This window comes from Micromonospora pattaloongensis (assembly GCF_900107255.1).
GTDB classification, from domain to species: Bacteria; Actinomycetota; Actinomycetes; order Mycobacteriales; family Micromonosporaceae; genus Micromonospora_I; species Micromonospora_I pattaloongensis.
On the sequence record NZ_FNPH01000001.1, the window covers coordinates 824,100 to 838,349 of the forward strand.

At 72.0% G+C, this 14,250-nt stretch carries 18 protein-coding genes and 2 tRNA genes; 12 read left to right on the forward strand and 8 right to left on the reverse strand.

Going from position 1 to position 14,250, the window contains the following annotated elements:
• Nucleotides 1-2: 2 nt before the first annotated feature.
• A tRNA-Ser gene (locus tag BLW47_RS03985) sits at nucleotides 3-87 on the forward strand.
• A gap of 61 nt (nucleotides 88-148) precedes the next feature.
• Here BLW47_RS03985 and BLW47_RS03990 read toward each other — a convergent pair.
• Nucleotides 149-2,299, reverse strand: coding sequence for a hypothetical protein (locus tag BLW47_RS03990; protein WP_139307149.1), 2,151 nt, complete (start codon nucleotides 2,297-2,299; stop codon nucleotides 149-151).
• On the opposite strand from BLW47_RS03990, the gene BLW47_RS03995 reads away from it, so the two are divergent.
• From BLW47_RS03995 to BLW47_RS04010, 4 genes are all read left to right on the forward strand, one after another.
• Nucleotides 2,286-2,705, forward strand: coding sequence for a hypothetical protein (locus tag BLW47_RS03995; RefSeq protein ID WP_139307150.1), 420 nt, complete (start codon nucleotides 2,286-2,288; stop codon nucleotides 2,703-2,705). The two genes, BLW47_RS03990 and BLW47_RS03995, sit on opposite strands and share 14 nt — an antisense overlap.
• A gap of 439 nt (nucleotides 2,706-3,144) precedes the next feature.
• Nucleotides 3,145-3,678 carry a hypothetical protein gene (locus tag BLW47_RS04000; protein ID WP_245736320.1) on the forward strand — a complete coding sequence of 178 codons (534 nt, stop codon included), beginning with the start codon at nucleotides 3,145-3,147 and terminating at the stop codon, nucleotides 3,676-3,678.
• 98 nt (nucleotides 3,679-3,776) lie between these two features.
• Nucleotides 3,777-4,139, forward strand: coding sequence for a VOC family protein (locus BLW47_RS04005; RefSeq protein WP_091551466.1), 363 nt, complete (start codon nucleotides 3,777-3,779; stop codon nucleotides 4,137-4,139).
• Nucleotides 4,140-4,154: 15 nt separating this feature from the next.
• Complete coding sequence (locus tag BLW47_RS04010) at nucleotides 4,155-4,622, forward strand: GNAT family N-acetyltransferase (protein ID WP_245736321.1); 468 nt, start codon at nucleotides 4,155-4,157, stop codon at nucleotides 4,620-4,622.
• 68 nt (nucleotides 4,623-4,690) lie between these two features.
• On the opposite strand, the gene BLW47_RS04015 is transcribed toward BLW47_RS04010, so the two are convergent.
• A tRNA-Ser gene (locus BLW47_RS04015) sits at nucleotides 4,691-4,777 on the reverse strand.
• A 76-nt stretch (nucleotides 4,778-4,853) separates the two neighbouring features.
• On the opposite strand from BLW47_RS04015, the gene deoD reads away from it, so the two are divergent.
• The 4 genes from deoD (at nucleotide 4,854) to BLW47_RS04035 (ending at nucleotide 7,932) form a co-directional block, all read left to right on the forward strand.
• Nucleotides 4,854-5,561: a purine-nucleoside phosphorylase gene (gene deoD, locus BLW47_RS04020; protein WP_091551469.1), complete on the forward strand. Its 708-nt coding sequence runs from the start codon at nucleotides 4,854-4,856 to the stop codon at nucleotides 5,559-5,561.
• 180 nt (nucleotides 5,562-5,741) lie between these two features.
• Nucleotides 5,742-6,380 (forward strand): TetR/AcrR family transcriptional regulator, encoded by a 639-nt coding sequence (locus BLW47_RS04025; protein ID WP_091551472.1) that lies wholly within the window; start codon nucleotides 5,742-5,744, stop codon nucleotides 6,378-6,380.
• Nucleotides 6,377-6,838, forward strand: a complete 462-nt coding sequence (locus BLW47_RS04030) for an acyl-CoA thioesterase (RefSeq protein ID WP_091551475.1) — start codon at nucleotides 6,377-6,379, stop codon at nucleotides 6,836-6,838. Before BLW47_RS04025 ends, BLW47_RS04030 begins: the two co-directional genes overlap by 4 nt.
• A gap of 176 nt (nucleotides 6,839-7,014) precedes the next feature.
• Nucleotides 7,015-7,932 carry an endonuclease domain-containing protein gene (locus tag BLW47_RS04035; RefSeq protein ID WP_245736323.1) on the forward strand — a complete coding sequence of 306 codons (918 nt, stop codon included), beginning with the start codon at nucleotides 7,015-7,017 and terminating at the stop codon, nucleotides 7,930-7,932.
• Nucleotides 7,933-8,014: 82 nt separating this feature from the next.
• Here BLW47_RS04035 and tadA read toward each other — a convergent pair whose 3' ends face one another.
• The 4 genes from tadA to BLW47_RS04055 all read right to left on the reverse strand — a co-directional run bounded on the left by tadA (nucleotide 8,015) and on the right by BLW47_RS04055 (nucleotide 9,880).
• Nucleotides 8,015-8,512 (reverse strand): tRNA adenosine(34) deaminase TadA, encoded by a 498-nt coding sequence (tadA, locus tag BLW47_RS04040; protein ID WP_281247227.1) that lies wholly within the window; start codon nucleotides 8,510-8,512, stop codon nucleotides 8,015-8,017.
• On the reverse strand, nucleotides 8,509-9,033 hold the full coding sequence (locus tag BLW47_RS04045) for a tRNA adenosine deaminase-associated protein (protein ID WP_175543484.1): 525 nt from the start codon (nucleotides 9,031-9,033) through the stop codon (nucleotides 8,509-8,511). The genes tadA and BLW47_RS04045 overlap by 4 nt, the downstream gene beginning before the upstream one ends.
• Nucleotides 9,034-9,176: 143 nt before the next feature.
• Nucleotides 9,177-9,380: a hypothetical protein gene (locus BLW47_RS04050; RefSeq protein WP_139307151.1), complete on the reverse strand. Its 204-nt coding sequence runs from the start codon at nucleotides 9,378-9,380 to the stop codon at nucleotides 9,177-9,179.
• Between the two features lie 80 nt (nucleotides 9,381-9,460).
• The gene (locus BLW47_RS04055) at nucleotides 9,461-9,880 is read right to left on the reverse strand and encodes a hypothetical protein (RefSeq protein ID WP_245736325.1); all 420 of its coding nucleotides are present in this window, start codon (nucleotides 9,878-9,880) and stop codon (nucleotides 9,461-9,463) included.
• A 119-nt stretch (nucleotides 9,881-9,999) separates the two neighbouring features.
• Here BLW47_RS04055 and BLW47_RS04060 point away from each other — a divergent pair, with 119 nt between their 5' ends.
• Complete coding sequence (locus tag BLW47_RS04060; protein WP_091551486.1) at nucleotides 10,000-10,758, forward strand: M23 family metallopeptidase; 759 nt, start codon at nucleotides 10,000-10,002, stop codon at nucleotides 10,756-10,758.
• A gap of 5 nt (nucleotides 10,759-10,763) precedes the next feature.
• On the opposite strand, the gene BLW47_RS25035 is transcribed toward BLW47_RS04060, so the two are convergent.
• The gene (locus BLW47_RS25035; protein WP_175543485.1) at nucleotides 10,764-10,928 is read right to left on the reverse strand and encodes a hypothetical protein; all 165 of its coding nucleotides are present in this window, start codon (nucleotides 10,926-10,928) and stop codon (nucleotides 10,764-10,766) included.
• A gap of 112 nt (nucleotides 10,929-11,040) precedes the next feature.
• On the opposite strand from BLW47_RS25035, the gene BLW47_RS04065 reads away from it, so the two are divergent.
• Both BLW47_RS04065 and BLW47_RS04070 read left to right on the forward strand, forming a co-directional pair.
• On the forward strand, nucleotides 11,041-12,063 hold the full coding sequence (locus tag BLW47_RS04065; protein WP_091551488.1) for a prephenate dehydrogenase: 1,023 nt from the start codon (nucleotides 11,041-11,043) through the stop codon (nucleotides 12,061-12,063).
• A gap of 40 nt (nucleotides 12,064-12,103) precedes the next feature.
• The gene (locus BLW47_RS04070; RefSeq protein ID WP_091551491.1) at nucleotides 12,104-13,177 is read left to right on the forward strand and encodes a PHP domain-containing protein; all 1,074 of its coding nucleotides are present in this window, start codon (nucleotides 12,104-12,106) and stop codon (nucleotides 13,175-13,177) included.
• A gap of 42 nt (nucleotides 13,178-13,219) precedes the next feature.
• Here BLW47_RS04070 and BLW47_RS04075 read toward each other — a convergent pair whose 3' ends face one another.
• A complete protein-coding gene (locus tag BLW47_RS04075; protein ID WP_091551494.1) occupies nucleotides 13,220-14,203 on the reverse strand; it encodes a DMT family transporter in 984 nt (327 codons plus the stop codon).
• Nucleotides 14,204-14,250: the final 47 nt, after the last annotated feature.

The following is a 14,250-nucleotide window of genomic DNA, read 5'->3' on the forward strand; positions in this document are numbered from 1 at the left end:
GCGGAGGATTCGCCTAGAGGCCTAGGGCGCACGCTTGGAAAGCGTGTTGGGTTAACACCCTCACGAGTTCGAATCTCGTATCCTCCGCTCTGAGCAGCACAAACGGAAGGGCCGGCCCCGCACGGGGCCGGCCCTTCCGTTTCTACGCCTACGGTGCCGGCGTGGTCGCGTCGCGGTGGGTGAGCTGGTAGGTGGCGTCAACGGCATCCGTTTCGAGGATGACCATCACCGGGCCAGCCGGCAGCGAGCAGGTGACCGTGCGGTCGACCGACGGGCCGGTCGGGCCGCAGTACCGCACGCCCCCTCCGTCGAAGACCGACAGCCGGGCGTCACCCTCGCCGGACGTGCGGCGATAGGTGAAGACCTCACGGGCCGCGTGCTGGTCGGCGGGGATGGAGAAGCAGGCGGCGAAGCGGTCGGCCCCGGTGGTGACCGTGACGCCCGTCGCGTCCCGGGGCAGGACCGGGCAGCTGGGGGCGCCGTCCACCCGGGCGAAGGCCACGGCGTAGGAACCGGTCGCGTCACCGTCGTCCGCGTTGAGCACCGCGAAGAACGGTGCCGTGCCGGTCAGCTCGCAGGAATACTGCCGCAGCGACCACGACGAGTCACACAGGTAGGCACCGGTCGAGTCCAGCACAGCGATCTCTGGCATCCCCGCACCGGTCGCGTCGCCGGGCAGCAGTGCGACGATCCGCGCCCCGGCCGGGCTGGGCAGTTGCAGGCAGTCGTGCTGTCCGGCGGCCACGAACTCGCCGCGGTACGGGGCCTCCTGATAACCGGTCTCCGAAACCGGGTCGCAGCCCGACGGCACGTACGGCAGCAGAGCGACGGCGTACCGAAAGTCGTTGTCGATCACGGTGGTGGTCGCGGCTCCCGCGAGCACCATCGTGTACCTGCCGGGCGCCGGGAAGTTGCACCACATGTCGTCGCAGACCCGCGCCCCGGCGCTGTCGTACACCCGGGCGTACGACCGGTAGTTCTGCGCGTCGACCGCCTTCACGCGATAGACGCCCGACGCCGGGATGTCCAGAATCCGGCAGCGGATGCCACCGAGGGCACTCGCGGGAGCCGCACCGTAGGTTCCCGGCGTGACGGTCGGGCAGCCGGCCGCGTCGGAGAGCCGGCGGACCTGCATCTTGTACGTGTGGTCTTCGGTCGGGTCATTCCAGCTCCTGAGGTAGGAGATGACCCGGTACGTCCCGGTGGCGGGCAGCACGCAGCCGTCCCGCTCCGACCATTCGGTGCACAGGGTGACACCGGCGTCGTCGACGAGCCACGTCGACACCTCGTTGTACACGGTCGGGGCGGCGTACGTGATGATCTGGTCACCCGCCTGGCCCTGGAACGGCTGGCAGTTGGTCTGCACGGCCGAGGTCTGGTGCACCAGGAGAGCCGGCTGGTCCCAGGACGTGCCGGTGGCCTGCGCGCAGCCGTCGTTCCGGTTGAGTGCGGTCACCGCCACCTGGTAGTTGATCTCGGTGCCCATGATGTTCTGGTGCTGCACGAGCAGGGTGTACGTGCCGGCCGCCGGCAGGGCGCAGTAGCGGGCGGACGAGTACTCCTCGCAGATCCGCTGGCCATCGGGGCCGTACATGTACCACCAGAGGTACTGATCGTGGTGCTGGGCGAAGCGGACGACGACAGCGCCGGCCGTTGTGGTGGTCAGCGCGTGGCAGGCCACCTCATCCTGCTGCGCCACGGTGCCGGTGCCGACGTTGGTGCCGGGGTCTCCGAAGGAGGCAAGCGGCACGACGGGGCACCCGGCGGCGTGTGAGATCCGGGGCATCTTGAGCGTGTAGGCGGTCTCGTTGCCGTAGAGCTCCCTGAGGAACAGCCGATACGGTCCGGGCCGGCTCAGCGTGCACTCAGTGGTATAGCGCACCTGGCAGAGCGGCTTGTACTGGGCGTCCAGGATGCTCCCCTGCACATCCCCGGCGCCCCCCGGGCCGGCCAGGTGCAGCACCGCGCCGGTGGGCTGGTTGAACTTGTAGCAGTGGCCCGCGGCACCGGCCGGCAGCGTGCCCGTGCGGCCCGCCGAGGCGAAGGAGAAGAACTTCTCCGGGAGCTTCTCGCACTCCGACGGCGTCCGCGTCGACTCGACCGACAGCTTGTAGCTGCCCGTCCCCGTGCCGTAGTAAAGCGACACGGTGATCGTGTAGATGCCGGCGGCCCCGAGCTGACACTCTTCCGGGTAGGGCCCGAGGTAGCAGACGTACTCGCCGTTCCGGTCGGTCACCCGACCGCCGACCCCGTCACCCGACGCCTGGGTCAGCTTGGCGAGCAGGATGTCCGAGTCCACGGTCGACGTGACCGTCCAGACGTTCTCCTGCTCATCGGTGATCGACGGGCAGACAACGATCTTCCCGAAGGTCAACTTCCCGCGACACTCGCCGGTGTCGGCGCTCCGTCGCCGGCCGCGATCGGCCGGCTTGACGGGACTCGCGGATTCGGCCCGGCTCGGGGACTCTGCCGCGCCAGCGGATCCGCTCGGAGCCGGTGACTTCAGCGGGGCGGGCGACTGGCTGGTGGTCGGCGATTCGGACGGGCTGGCCGTCACCGCCTTCGGCGCGCTCGACTGCTCCGGAGCCGGGCGCGCCGACGCCATTGCCGCGCCCGGGCCCACGAGGATCGCGGAGAGCATCGTGGCGACCGCGACGATGAAGACCAGGATTAAGGAGCCACGCCGAGCACGAAGATTCGAGTAGACGAGATTGTTTTCTTTCACATCAACTCCCGCGTAGGACCCACGCGAACCAGGTGGGCGCGGGAGATGATCTCATGGCTCCCGATCGGCCATCGTCCTGTAAGGACATTTCACACATCACTTGGTCGATCGCCCGCCGGCCGGCGTCAACGCCACTGCGGACGGCCCGAGTCGTCTCCGAGCACGGCGCCACCCCGTAGCGGCGGCCACCGCTCCGATCCGTCAGTTCCTCCATCAGGGTGAAGTCCTTGATCGATACGAGCGCGCGCACCGGCAACGGTGGGGCATAAGGGGCCAATCGGGTGATAGCGGCAACGAATGTCCCGCCCCCACACACCGTCGTACACATGTTCTATCCACAGGTTGTGGACAGGGCAGACCCTTTTGCGACTTGCGGCGTTATCAGTAGCGTTAGGCACCACTGGTAACTGGAGGATCACATGACGCGACGACCCCTCGCGTTTGCGGCGGTAGTTCTCTCCGGAATCCTGATCTCCGGATGCGGGCGGGCGGCGGCGGAAGAGCGCGAGGCCCCGCAGACCCCGACGCTCGGCCCGAACGTCGTGCACTTCGGGGGCGTCCGGGACATTCGGTTCGGCGAGACGACCGGGCAGTTGACCGAGCGCGGCGCGCTCGACGCCGAGGCGCACGGGTGCGGGCCGGCGTTCGCGAATCTGCCGGCGGTCAGCCCGGTCTTCGCCGACGACCGGCTGGTCCTGGTCTGGATGGACCCGCCGCAGCAGACGCCCGAGGGCGTCACCGTCGGCACGCCGGTCACGAAGGTCCGCACGCTCTACTCGAAGATCGAGGAGCTGCAGGCCCCGCCGAAGACGTACCGCTACGACGGGATGCTCGTGGCCGAGGGCGACCGCGCGTACCTCTTCCTGCACGACGGGAACAAGGTCCGAAAAGCCATCATCGGGTACGCCGAGTACGTCCGCCGCCTCTTCGACGACGGCTTCGGCTCCTGCTGAACGGCAGCACTTCGCCGTACCTGACAGGAGACGGCAGGTACGGCGACCAGGATTCCTGTCGGTGCGGGAACGACCCGCGCCGACAGGAAAGGAGCGTGATGACCGGAATCGCCTCTCTCGCCATGGTCAGCCTGGACTGCGCGGACCCCGCCGGGCTCGCGCGGTTCTACCACCGCGTGCTCGGCTGGGAGATCACCCACAGCCAGGACGAGTACGCGATGATCAGCGACGGGCAGACCTCCATCGGATTCGGCCGCGTGGACAACTACACGCCGCCGGCCTGGCCCGACCCGGCCACCCCGAAGCGTTACCACCTCGACCTGTACGTCGACGACCTCGACAAGGCGGAGACGCAGTGCCGCGAGTGGGGCGCCGGCAAGCCCGACTTCCAGCCGGGCGAGACGTGGCGGGTCCTGACCGACCCGGCGGGCCACCCCTTCTGCATCTGCCGACGGTCGTAGCGCGACACTGCCCGGGTGGCAGTGATCTTGTTTCGGGCGGCACGGACGGACGAGGCGGAGCAGCTCACCGAGCTGGCGCTGCGTTCGAAGTCGCACTGGGGATACGACGAGGTCTTCCTGGAAGCCTGCCGCGCGGAGCTGACGCTGCGCCCGGAGGAGCTGGCCGCGCGGAGGATCGTCGTCGCCGAGCTCGCGGGGCGGGTGCTCGGGTTCTACGGCGTGGAGGGCGCGCCGCCGCACGGTGAGCTGGGACACCTGTGGATCGATCCCGCGTCGATCGGGACGGGCATGGGTCGACGGCTCTGGGAACACGCGATGGGCACGGCCCGGGCCGCGGGGTTCACCCGCCTGATGATCGAGGCGGAGCCGTACGCCGAGGGCTTCTATCTCGCGATGGGCGCCGTGCGGGTCGGCGAGACGCCATCGGGATCGGTGCCGGGGCGGGTGCTCCCCCTGCTGCACGTCGATACGCGCACGGCGTAGGAGCTCACACAATGCGGAACGCCCGGCCGATCCCTGCGGATCGACCGGGCGCTTCTGCATTACAAGAGCGGTGGCGGCGGGATTTGAACCCGCGGAGGGGTTGCCCCCTCACACGCTTTCGAGGCGTGCTCCTTAGGCCACTCGGACACACCACCGCCGAGAAGGGTACCCGACGATCGAGGCAGCCGTCGAAGGGGTTCCCCGCGCGTCGACCTGGCAGGATCAGGAGCCATGAGCACGCACATCGGAGCGAAGCCCGGAGAGATCGCGGAGCGGGTCCTGATGCCCGGCGACCCGCTGCGGGCGAAGTGGATCGCGGAGACCTACCTCGAGGACGCCAAGTGCTACTCGACGGTCCGGGGGATGTTGGGCTTCACGGGCCGCTACCAGGGCGTGGAGGTGTCGGTCCAGGGATCCGGCATGGGCATGCCGTCGGCCTCCATCTACGCGCATGAACTAATCAACGAGTACGGCGTGAAGACGCTGATCCGGGTCGGCTCGTGCGGCGCGCTGACCGAGGAGCTGAAGCTGCGCGACGTGATCGCCGCCAGCGGGTCGTCGACGGACTCGAACATGAACCGGATGCGCTTTGACGGCCTGATCGACTACGCCCCGGTCGCGGACTTCGGACTGCTGCGCACCTCGGTCGACGTGGCCGAGCGGCGCGGCATCCCGGTGCGGGTCGGCCCGATCCTCGCCGCCGACGCCTTCTACACCGACCGGCCGGACCTCTACGACACGCTCGCCGATTACGGCGTGCTGGCCGTGGAGATGGAGTCCGCGGCGCTCTACACGATCGCGGCCCGCTTCCGCTGCCGCGCCCTGACCCTCCTGACGGTCAGCGACCACATCAAGACCGGCGAAAAGACCACCGCTCAGGAACGCGAACAAACCTTCGGCCAAATGGTCGAAATCGCCCTGGACACGGCCATCGCCTAACCCAAAGATCCGCGTGATCAGGGACTGACTCGGGCGTGTCGACGGCGTGTCGCCGTCGCCGCCCCCTGATCACGCGGATCTTCACGGTGCGGCGCCACCGCGATCAACTGCCACGTACAGCACTGTGGTCGCGGTAACAAAGAGCACGATCGGTCGGTTTGTTTGTGTACGCTCATCGCCATGACAACCGACGGTCGGCTCGCCCGCGGCGCCCGCACCCGGACGGCGATCCTGGACGCCGCCGTCGCGCTGGCCACCGAGGCCGGGCTGGACGGTCTCTCCCTCGGCCAGCTCGCCGAGACGCTCGGGGTCAGCAAGTCGGGGCTCTTCGCCCACTGGCGGTCCAAAGAGGAGTTGCAGCTCGCGACGATCGAGCGTGCTCGTGAACAGTGGTCCGAGCAGGTGATCGCTCCCGCGCTGCGGGTGCCGCGCGGGATCCGCCGGCTGTGGGCGCTGCACGAGGCACGTCTCGACTTCTACGCCGCCGCCGTCCTGCCCGGCGGCTGCTTCTTCGGCAACGCGGAGTTCGAGTACAACGCCCGCTCCGGCCCCGTCCGTGACCGGCTGGCGGAGGCGCTCACCGAGTGGATCGCCTTCGTCGAACGGCTCGGCGCCGAGGCGATCGCGGCCGGCGAGTTGGAACCCGATGTCGACGTGCGGCAACTGGCGTACGAGTTCGAGGCGTTCGGGCTGAACGCCGCCCTCCGGTCCCGGCTGCTCGCGCCCGAATCCGCATACGTCTTCGCCCGCCGCGCGGTGCTCGACCGGCTCCGGGCGCTGTGCACCGACCCGACCCTGCTTCCGGAGGACTCTCGATGACCGTTCTCACCACCCCGGTCGTGGACCACGGCCACATCCAGCCGATCCCGGTGCACTTCGACGACCTCGACGCGATGGGCATCGTGCACAACGCGCGGTACGCGGTGCTGTTCGAGCGGGCGGTGAGCCAGTACTGGGCCGCGCGCGGCCATTCGTTCGAGAACGGCCGCCCGACCTCGCCGGACGTCTTCCACGCCGTACGCGAGTTCGCGATCACGTACCACGCGCCGATCCGAGGTACCGGCGACGTGCTGGTGCATTTCTGGCTGGAGCGCTGGGGCTCCACCAGCGCCGTCTACCGCTTCCGCTTCCTCTCCCCCGACGCGGCCACCGTGCACGCCGATGGCCACCGCACCATCGTCCGCCTGGACCCCGCCACGCTGCGTCCCGCCCCCTGGACCGACGCCGCCCGCGCCGTGGCCGCCAACCTTCTCAAAACACCGGTGATCAGGGCGTAACTCTGGCGTGTCCCGGTGTGCCGCGCGTGCACCTCGCTGATCACGCGGATCATCTCCTTGGGGCCCATAGCAGGTCGCCGATAGGCGTACGGGGTTCTCCACAGGGGTCCGCGTTGTCCACAGCCGGGCGGCGTGGGTCGGTGGCGGAGCCGGGAAAGGCGGCAAGCTCCGCTGCCATGACCTCTCGACTCGACCTCGCCCGCTCCGTCGCGGACGGCCAGGAGGGACTGCTCACGTCCGCCCAGTGCCGGCAGCTCGGCATCACCCCGGCCGAGGTCGCCCGGCTGGTCCGGGGGCGCGAGTGGCGCGGGATCTTCCGGGGCGTGTACCTGACCCGGCCCGAGGTGATCTCCGAACGCCAACGCGTACGCGCGGGCGTGCTCGCGTGCGGCGAACCGGCCGTCGCGGTACTCACCAGCGCCGCGCGACTGCACGGCTGGCCGGTGCTGCCGGACGACCCGACCGTACAGGTTTCGCTGCCGGCGCGGCGCCGACGACTGGATCAGCCGGGACTCGCCGCCCGGCAGCTCGTCCTCGCCGACGACGACGTCATGCGCCTCGACGGCATCGCCGTGACCACGCCCGCCCGCACCGCCGCCGATTTGCTGCCGCGGCTGCCCCGGACAGACGCGGTCGCGATGCTGGACGCGGTGCTCGGGGCCGGCCTCCTCACGGACGAGCACCTCGACGCGGCGCGGGCCCTGGTGTACGGCAACCGCGGCGCGGTCCGGGCGAGGGCGGCGATGGACGAGGCCGACGGGCGCGCGCAGTCACCGCTGGAGACGCGGATCCGGCTGATCTGTCGGGACGGCGGGGTGGCGCCCGAAGAGCTGCAGTTCCCGGTGCACGACGACGTCGGGTCGCTGCTCGCGGTGGCGGACTTCGGTTGGCCGAGCCGGAACGTGTTGGGCGAGGCGGACGGGCGCGCGCCGCACAGCACGCCGCACGCGCTGCTGCACGACCGACGGCGGCAGAACGCGTTGCTCGCGCTCGGGTTCATCGTCGTCCGGTTCACCTGGGCGGACACCCGACGACCGGCGTACATCGTGCAGACGGTTCAGCGGGCGCTGGCGGCGGGCGCAAGATCCCGGTGATCAGGGGGTTCTGCTCACGCCATGCCGGGGACACGCCCGAGCTACTCCCTGATCACGCGGATCTTGGCGGGGGGCGGGGGGATCAGGATCTGAAGAAGGTGCGGAGGAGGGTGGCGCAGTCGGGTTCCAGGACGCCTGCGTAGACGTCGGGGCGGTGGTTCTGGCGGCGGTCGCGGAGGACGTCCCAGAGGGAGCCGGCGGCCCCGGTCTTCGGCTCCCAGGCACCGAAGACCACTGTGGAGATACGGGCCAGGACCAGCGCCCCGGCGCACATCGTGCACGGCTCCAGGGTGACCACGAGCGAGCAGCCGTCGAGTCGCCACGCGCCGAGCTCGGCGGCGGCCCGGCGTAGCGCCAAAATCTCGGCGTGCGCGGTGGGATCGCCGGTCAGTTCACGTTCGTTGCGTCCGATGGCGAGCTCGACGCCGTTCGCGTCGTAGACCACCGCGCCCACCGGGACGTCCCCGGACGCCAGGCCCGCCACGTCGACCCCTCGGGCCACCTGCAGGGCGCGGCGCATCCAGGACTCGTGGCGTTCCCGCCGGTCGCCGGAGTCCTGCCGCGGCACAGCACCCGTCACGCCTCGCGCAGTTCTTCCACCTCGTCGCCGCAGCCGATCGCCTGGCACACCTCGGCGGTGACGTCGGCGGGGAGCATCCCCTCGCGGGCGCAGAGCGCCAGCAGTCGCTGGGCGGGGACGCCGAGGTCGGCGAGCAGATCGGCGTCCCCGACGGGGTCGGCGTCGGGGTCCGCGACGGGCCGCTCGTCGTCATCGTCGCCGGACCGGGTGTCCGCCGTCTCGGCGGTCTCGGCCTCCGACGGCGCGGCCTTCACGTCGCCGATCAGCAGCGCGCCCAGCCGGGACTCCTCGGCGAACGCCGAGTCCGAGCCGAAGATCCGCAGATCCTCGCCGTCGTCGAGCCGCAGGATCGCGAGGTAGGTGTCGTCGGCCTCGACGAACAGCAGCGAGAGCTCCGCGTCCGGCTCCACGTCGCGGAGCCGGTCGGCGACCTCGTCGAGGTCCGCCACCCCGCCGAGGTCGACCTCCGCCGCCGTCCAACCGTCCGCGCCGCGCGCCACGCCAGCCGCGAAATAGGGCACGTCTCCCCCATTGATGTCTGCGGCGCTGTCGCAAGCGCCACTACGTCAACCGTGTTGTCACGCGTGACGGTAGCCGGTCACCTGGGTGACTGACGGTGCAACGCCCCGAAGGACGGCAATGGATCGCAGCGAACGGGTGACGGTCAGTTTGCCAGCCGGCGGCGGGTGGCGATCAACCCGCGGAGCCGGACGCCGCGCTTCCGGCGGGGCTGCTGGGTCTCCCGCGCGGCCCTCGCGCCGGCGATCTCGGCGAGAAGCTCCATCCGGCGGCGGCTCCGGACGGGGTCGAGCCGCTGCGCTGTCCAGACCATGCCGCCGAGCGTGCCGACCGGGACAACATTCGTCAAGGCCGGTCGCGGTGCGCAGCGACGCGGGCACGCACCGCCGACCACCCCGTCACCGAGCATGTCGAACGCGCCGCGCAGCGTCACCACAGCGGCCAGTCGCCGGCCCCCGCCCACCGGAGCGCCACGGCGGTGGCGGCGATGCCCCATCCGACGGCGGTGACCATGGCGACCCCGACGGCCACCCCGCGGTCACCGAACCGGACGAGCGCCAACGCCACCAGCCAGGCGAGCGCCCCGGCGAACAGCGTCCACCAGGCGTACCCGGGCAGACTCGTGCCGAGCAGGCCGAACAGCAGCAGCCAGGCGGCAGCCCCGCCGGCGCCGGCCGCGATCGCGCCCGGCCGTACCGGGTGGGGTTCGCGGTAGGTCGGGCGCGACGGCGCCGCCGGGTACGCGGGCGGCGGGGCGGGGAACAGTCCGGACGGGACACGTGACGGCGGCGACCAACGGGGCGGCGCCGGCACGCCGGACGGCGACCAGCTCGCGGACCGATCGGCCATCGGCGCGCTCCTTCGCTCACGACTGCACCGGTTCGGGCGCAGCGTACCCACAGCGCGGCCCGGCCCGCGCGGGTTCGCCGGGTCTGCGGCGGTCGATGCGCTCTGCCAGGATGGCGCGCATGTCCACGCACGAACCGCCGGTCCCGCGACGCGTCCACCGGGTGTTGTCGCTGACGGCCCTGCTGTCGTTGTCGGCGGTCGCGGCGTGCGGTCAGGGTGCGCCCTCGCCGCGCAGCGCGTGGACGTCTCCGGCGGGGGAGCCGGGCCCGAGCGCCACCGCGACCCGCGCCCCGACGGCGACGGCCGCCGCGACGCCCCGCGCGACCGCCGGCTCGACGGCGGCCCCCACCCGCGCTGCCCCCGACTGGCGCTACGTCTTCCCGGTCCCGGGCGGGAACGTGTCGTACCACCCGACCCACGCCGCCTATCCGGCGACGGACATCTTCGCCGACTGCGGCGTCCCCGTGGTGGCGGTGACCGACGGCCGCGTGTTGGAGATCAGCCGGGTGGACCGGTACCGCAAGACCGGCCCGGACGGACCGCTCAACGGCGGCCGGTTCGTCTCGATCCTCGGCGACGACGGGGTCCGCTACTACGGCTCGCACCTGACCGAGGTCGCGCTCGGCATCGAGGCCGGGGTGCGGGTGCGCGCGGGGCAGCGGCTCGGCACGGTCGGTCGGACCGGCAACGCCAACAACGTCTGCCACCTGCACTTCGCGATCTCGCCGCCGTGTGCCCGGACCGGGGACTGGTGGATCCGGCGCGGCGTGGTGTGGCCGGCGCCGTTCCTGGACTCGTGGCGGAAGAAGAGCGCGCGGTCACCGGTCGCGAAGGTCACCGCCTGGCACCGCGACCGCGGCTGTCCCAAGGCGCCCTGATCGCCTCAGCGCAGCCCTCCGCCGACGGCGGCGGTGTCGTCGGGCGCCGGGCCGACGTCCACCTTGGCGGCCGACCCGGCCAGGATGATGCCGACGGTGGCCGCCAGGGTGACGGTGGCCCGCAGCAGGGCGCGCCGGAGACGCCGGCCCGTCTTGTCCCGGAAAGTCACTGAGGCAGGGTAACTGCGAGGTAGCGGTATTCCCGCGACCCGCGCGGCGGAATGTCGCGTCCGGTCGACACCACGCGCGGTCCCGGCGCGGCGATGTGCGAGAGTCCTCGGCGTGAATGTCGCGGTGATCGGGCTCGGTCTCATCGGCGGTTCCGTGCTGCGGGCGCTCGCCCTCGCCGGACACGCCGGGTACGGGCACGACGCCGACCCGGCCGCCCGCGCGACCGCGCGCACCGCGGCCGCCCAGGCGCCCCCGGCCGCCCGCTGGCAGGTCGTGCCGACCGTACGGGACGCGGTGGCGCGGGCGGAGCTGGTCGTGGTCGCCGTGCCGCTGCCCGCGGTCGCGGCCGTCTTCGACGAGCTGGCCGACGTCGGGTACGCCGGGCTCGTCACCGATGTCACGTCTGTGAAGTCACCCGTGCAGCTCCTCGCTGAGCAGCGCCTGCACCGCCACAACCGGCTCGCCAGCTTCGTCGGCGGTCATCCGATGGCGGGGCGGGAGACGTCGGGCTTCACCGCGGCCGATCCCGGCCTGTTCGCCGGGGCGGCCTGGGTGCTCTGCCTCGAGCCCGGGGCCACCACGCTGACCGACTGGTTGGAGCTGGCGGTCCTCGCCACCTCGCTCGGCGCCCGGGTCGTGCCGGCCACCGCCGCCGAGCACGACCGGGCGGTCGCGACGGTCAGCCACGTACCCCATCTGCTCGCCGCGGCGCTCGCCGCGGCCACGACGGCCGACCCGCTCGCCGGCACCCTGGCCGCGGGCTCGTTCCGGGACGGCACCCGGGTCGCGGCGAGCCACCCGGATCTGGTGGCGGCGATGTGCGGCGGGAACGCCCCCGCGGTACGGCCCGCGCTCGACGCGATCCTCGACGCGTTGGGCGACGCGCGCGCCGCGCTCGACGCCGACGACCCGATCGCCGCGCTCCGGCCGTGGCTCGCGCCGGGCTGCGCCGCCCGCACGGCGTGGCCACCGCAGCCCGGGAAACCGTTGGAGCTGCCCGCCCGCGCGGACGCGCTGCTGCGGCTGGGCCGCGCCGGCGGGTGGATCACCGGGGTCGCGGAGGACCGGCGCACGGTGACGGCCGTCCGGCCCCGGCCCGGCGACACCCTCGACCAGTCCGACGTGGGGGATTGATCGCGCGCACGATCGGCACCCACGGGCTAACGTAGCGGCCATGGCTGCCCGGGACGCGATCGCCGACCTGCGACAGATCGCGTTCCTGCTGGAACGGGCGAACGAGGCGACCTTCCGGGTCCGGGCCTTCCGCTCCGCGGCGAACGCTCTCGGTGCGTTGCCCGGCGCCGAGCTCGCGGCGCGCGCGGAGGCGGGGACGCTGACCGAGTTCGCCGGCGTGGGCGAGGTGACCGCGCGCTGCGTGGCCGAGTCGCTGCGCGGCGAGGAACCGGTCTATCTGCGGCGGCTGCTCGCCACCGAGGGCACCGATCTCGACGAGGCGGCCGCGGCGCTGCGCGCGGCGCTACGCGGCGACTGCCACACCCACTCCGACTGGTCCGACGGGGGCTCGCCGATCGAGGAGATGGCGCTGGCCGCGGTGGGTCTCGGCCACGAGTACCTCGTGCTCACGGACCACTCCCCCCGGCTGACCGTGGCCAACGGGCTCAGCCCCGAGCGGCTGGGCCGCCAGCTCGACCACGTCGCGGCGCTCAACGCCGCGCTGCCGGAGGGGTTCCGCATCCTCACCGGCATCGAGGTCGACATTCTCGCCGACGGCTCGCTCGACCAGTCGGACGAGCTGCTGGCGCGGCTCGACGTGGTGGTCGGCTCGGTGCACAGCGGGCTCAAGGATGACAGCGCCAAGATGACGCGGCGGATGCTGCGGGCGGTCGAGAACCCGCACCTCGACATCCTCGGGCACTGCACCGGGCGCATGGTCGCGAAGCGGCCGCCCGGCGTCACGGGCCCGGGCGACCGCGGGCACCGGACCCGCAGCCGGCCGGAGAGCAGCTTCGACGCGGCCGCCGTGTTCGCGGCCTGCGCGGAGCACGGCAAGGCCGTCGAGATCAACTCACGGCCGGAGCGTCAGGATCCGCCGAAGCGGCTGATCCGGCTCGCGCTGGAGGCGGGCTGCCTCTTCGCGATCAACACTGACGGGCACGCGCCGGGCCAGCTCGACTGGCAGCGGTACGGCTGCGAGCGCGCGGCGCTGTGCGGGGTGCCCGCCGACCGGGTCGTGAACACGTGGGGCGCCGACGAGCTGCTGAAGTGGACGGCCACGCACGATCGCTAGCGCCACCGCGCACATCGCGGGACTGACGCGCGGCGCGCCGGGTCAGCGGCGGGCGACGTGCCCGACGGTGGGCGCGGCGGCGGGCTCCGGTGGCGCGAGCGCGCGGCGGCGGCGACCCAGCAACCCCTGCGACACCGCCACGCCGGCGAGCACGATCACTGCCCCGACCGGCTGGTGCCAGGTGAGGCGCTCGTCGAGGGCGGTGACGCCGATGAGCACGGCGAAGACCGGGATCAGGTACGTCACCGTGGACGCGGTGCTGGCTCCGGCCAGCCGGATGTTGCGCAGATTGATCACGAACGCCAGACCGGTGCCGAGCGCGCCCAGGGCGAGAACGCTGGCGACGACGTCGGCGGAGAGCCGCGTCGGCGCGGGTGGCGCGCCGGCGACCAGCGGCGCCACGATCGCGAGCTGGGCCGTCGCCAGCAGCAGCTGCGCGGCGGAGAGCGCGACGCCGGACTCGCGCCCGGCCGCGATGAACCGCTTCTGGTACGGGATCGCCACGCCGTAGCAGGCCGCCGCGCCGAAGCACAGCAGTTGCCCGGTGAACTGGGCACCGCCGACACCCTGCCAGACGCCGAGCACCACGAGGACGCCGACGAACCCGAGCACCATCCCGGTCGCGCTGCGCGCCGTCATCCGTTCGGTCCCGAAGACCAGCACCGCCATCGGCAGCACCACCAGCGGCGTGGTCGCGTTCCAGATGCCGGCGAGCATCGAGGCCACGCCGAGCTGCTCGCCGTATCCGAAGAGGGTGAAGGGCAGGGCGACGCCGATGGCCGCGACCACCGCGAGGTGCAGCCAGAGCCGGGGGTCGCGGGGCAGCCGGTCGCGCAGCACGGCGAGCACGACGAGCAGGGTGAGCGCACCGGCCGCGACCCGGCCGAGGGTGACGTAGACCGGGTGCAGCTCGCGCACTCCGATCTTGATGAACAGAAAGCTGCTCCCCCAGATCGCGCCGAGGGCGAGAAAGCCCGGCAGCCAACTGCGGAGTTCGGCCTTGTCAGGAGCGGTTGCGGTGGTCACTCCTGACACTTTGCCCCAGGGGTCCGACAAATGTCCCGCGACTTTCG

Coding starts and splice junctions, on each gene's coding strand:
- BLW47_RS03995 (WP_139307150.1), top strand. CDS start 2,286: ATGTCCGAGTCCACGGTCGACGTGACCGTCCAGACGTTCTCCTGCTCA.
- BLW47_RS04000 (WP_245736320.1), top strand. CDS start 3,145: ATGACGCGACGACCCCTCGCGTTTGCGGCGGTAGTTCTCTCCGGAATC.
- BLW47_RS04005 (WP_091551466.1), top strand. CDS start 3,777: ATGACCGGAATCGCCTCTCTCGCCATGGTCAGCCTGGACTGCGCGGAC.
- deoD (WP_091551469.1), top strand. CDS start 4,854: ATGAGCACGCACATCGGAGCGAAGCCCGGAGAGATCGCGGAGCGGGTC.
- BLW47_RS04025 (WP_091551472.1), top strand. CDS start 5,742: ATGACAACCGACGGTCGGCTCGCCCGCGGCGCCCGCACCCGGACGGCG.
- BLW47_RS04030 (WP_091551475.1), top strand. CDS start 6,377: ATGACCGTTCTCACCACCCCGGTCGTGGACCACGGCCACATCCAGCCG.
- BLW47_RS04035 (WP_245736323.1), top strand. CDS start 7,015: ATGACCTCTCGACTCGACCTCGCCCGCTCCGTCGCGGACGGCCAGGAG.
- BLW47_RS04055 (WP_245736325.1), bottom strand. CDS start 9,880: ATGGCCGATCGGTCCGCGAGCTGGTCGCCGTCCGGCGTGCCGGCGCCG.
- BLW47_RS04060 (WP_091551486.1), top strand. CDS start 10,000: ATGTCCACGCACGAACCGCCGGTCCCGCGACGCGTCCACCGGGTGTTG.
- BLW47_RS04070 (WP_091551491.1), top strand. CDS start 12,104: ATGGCTGCCCGGGACGCGATCGCCGACCTGCGACAGATCGCGTTCCTG.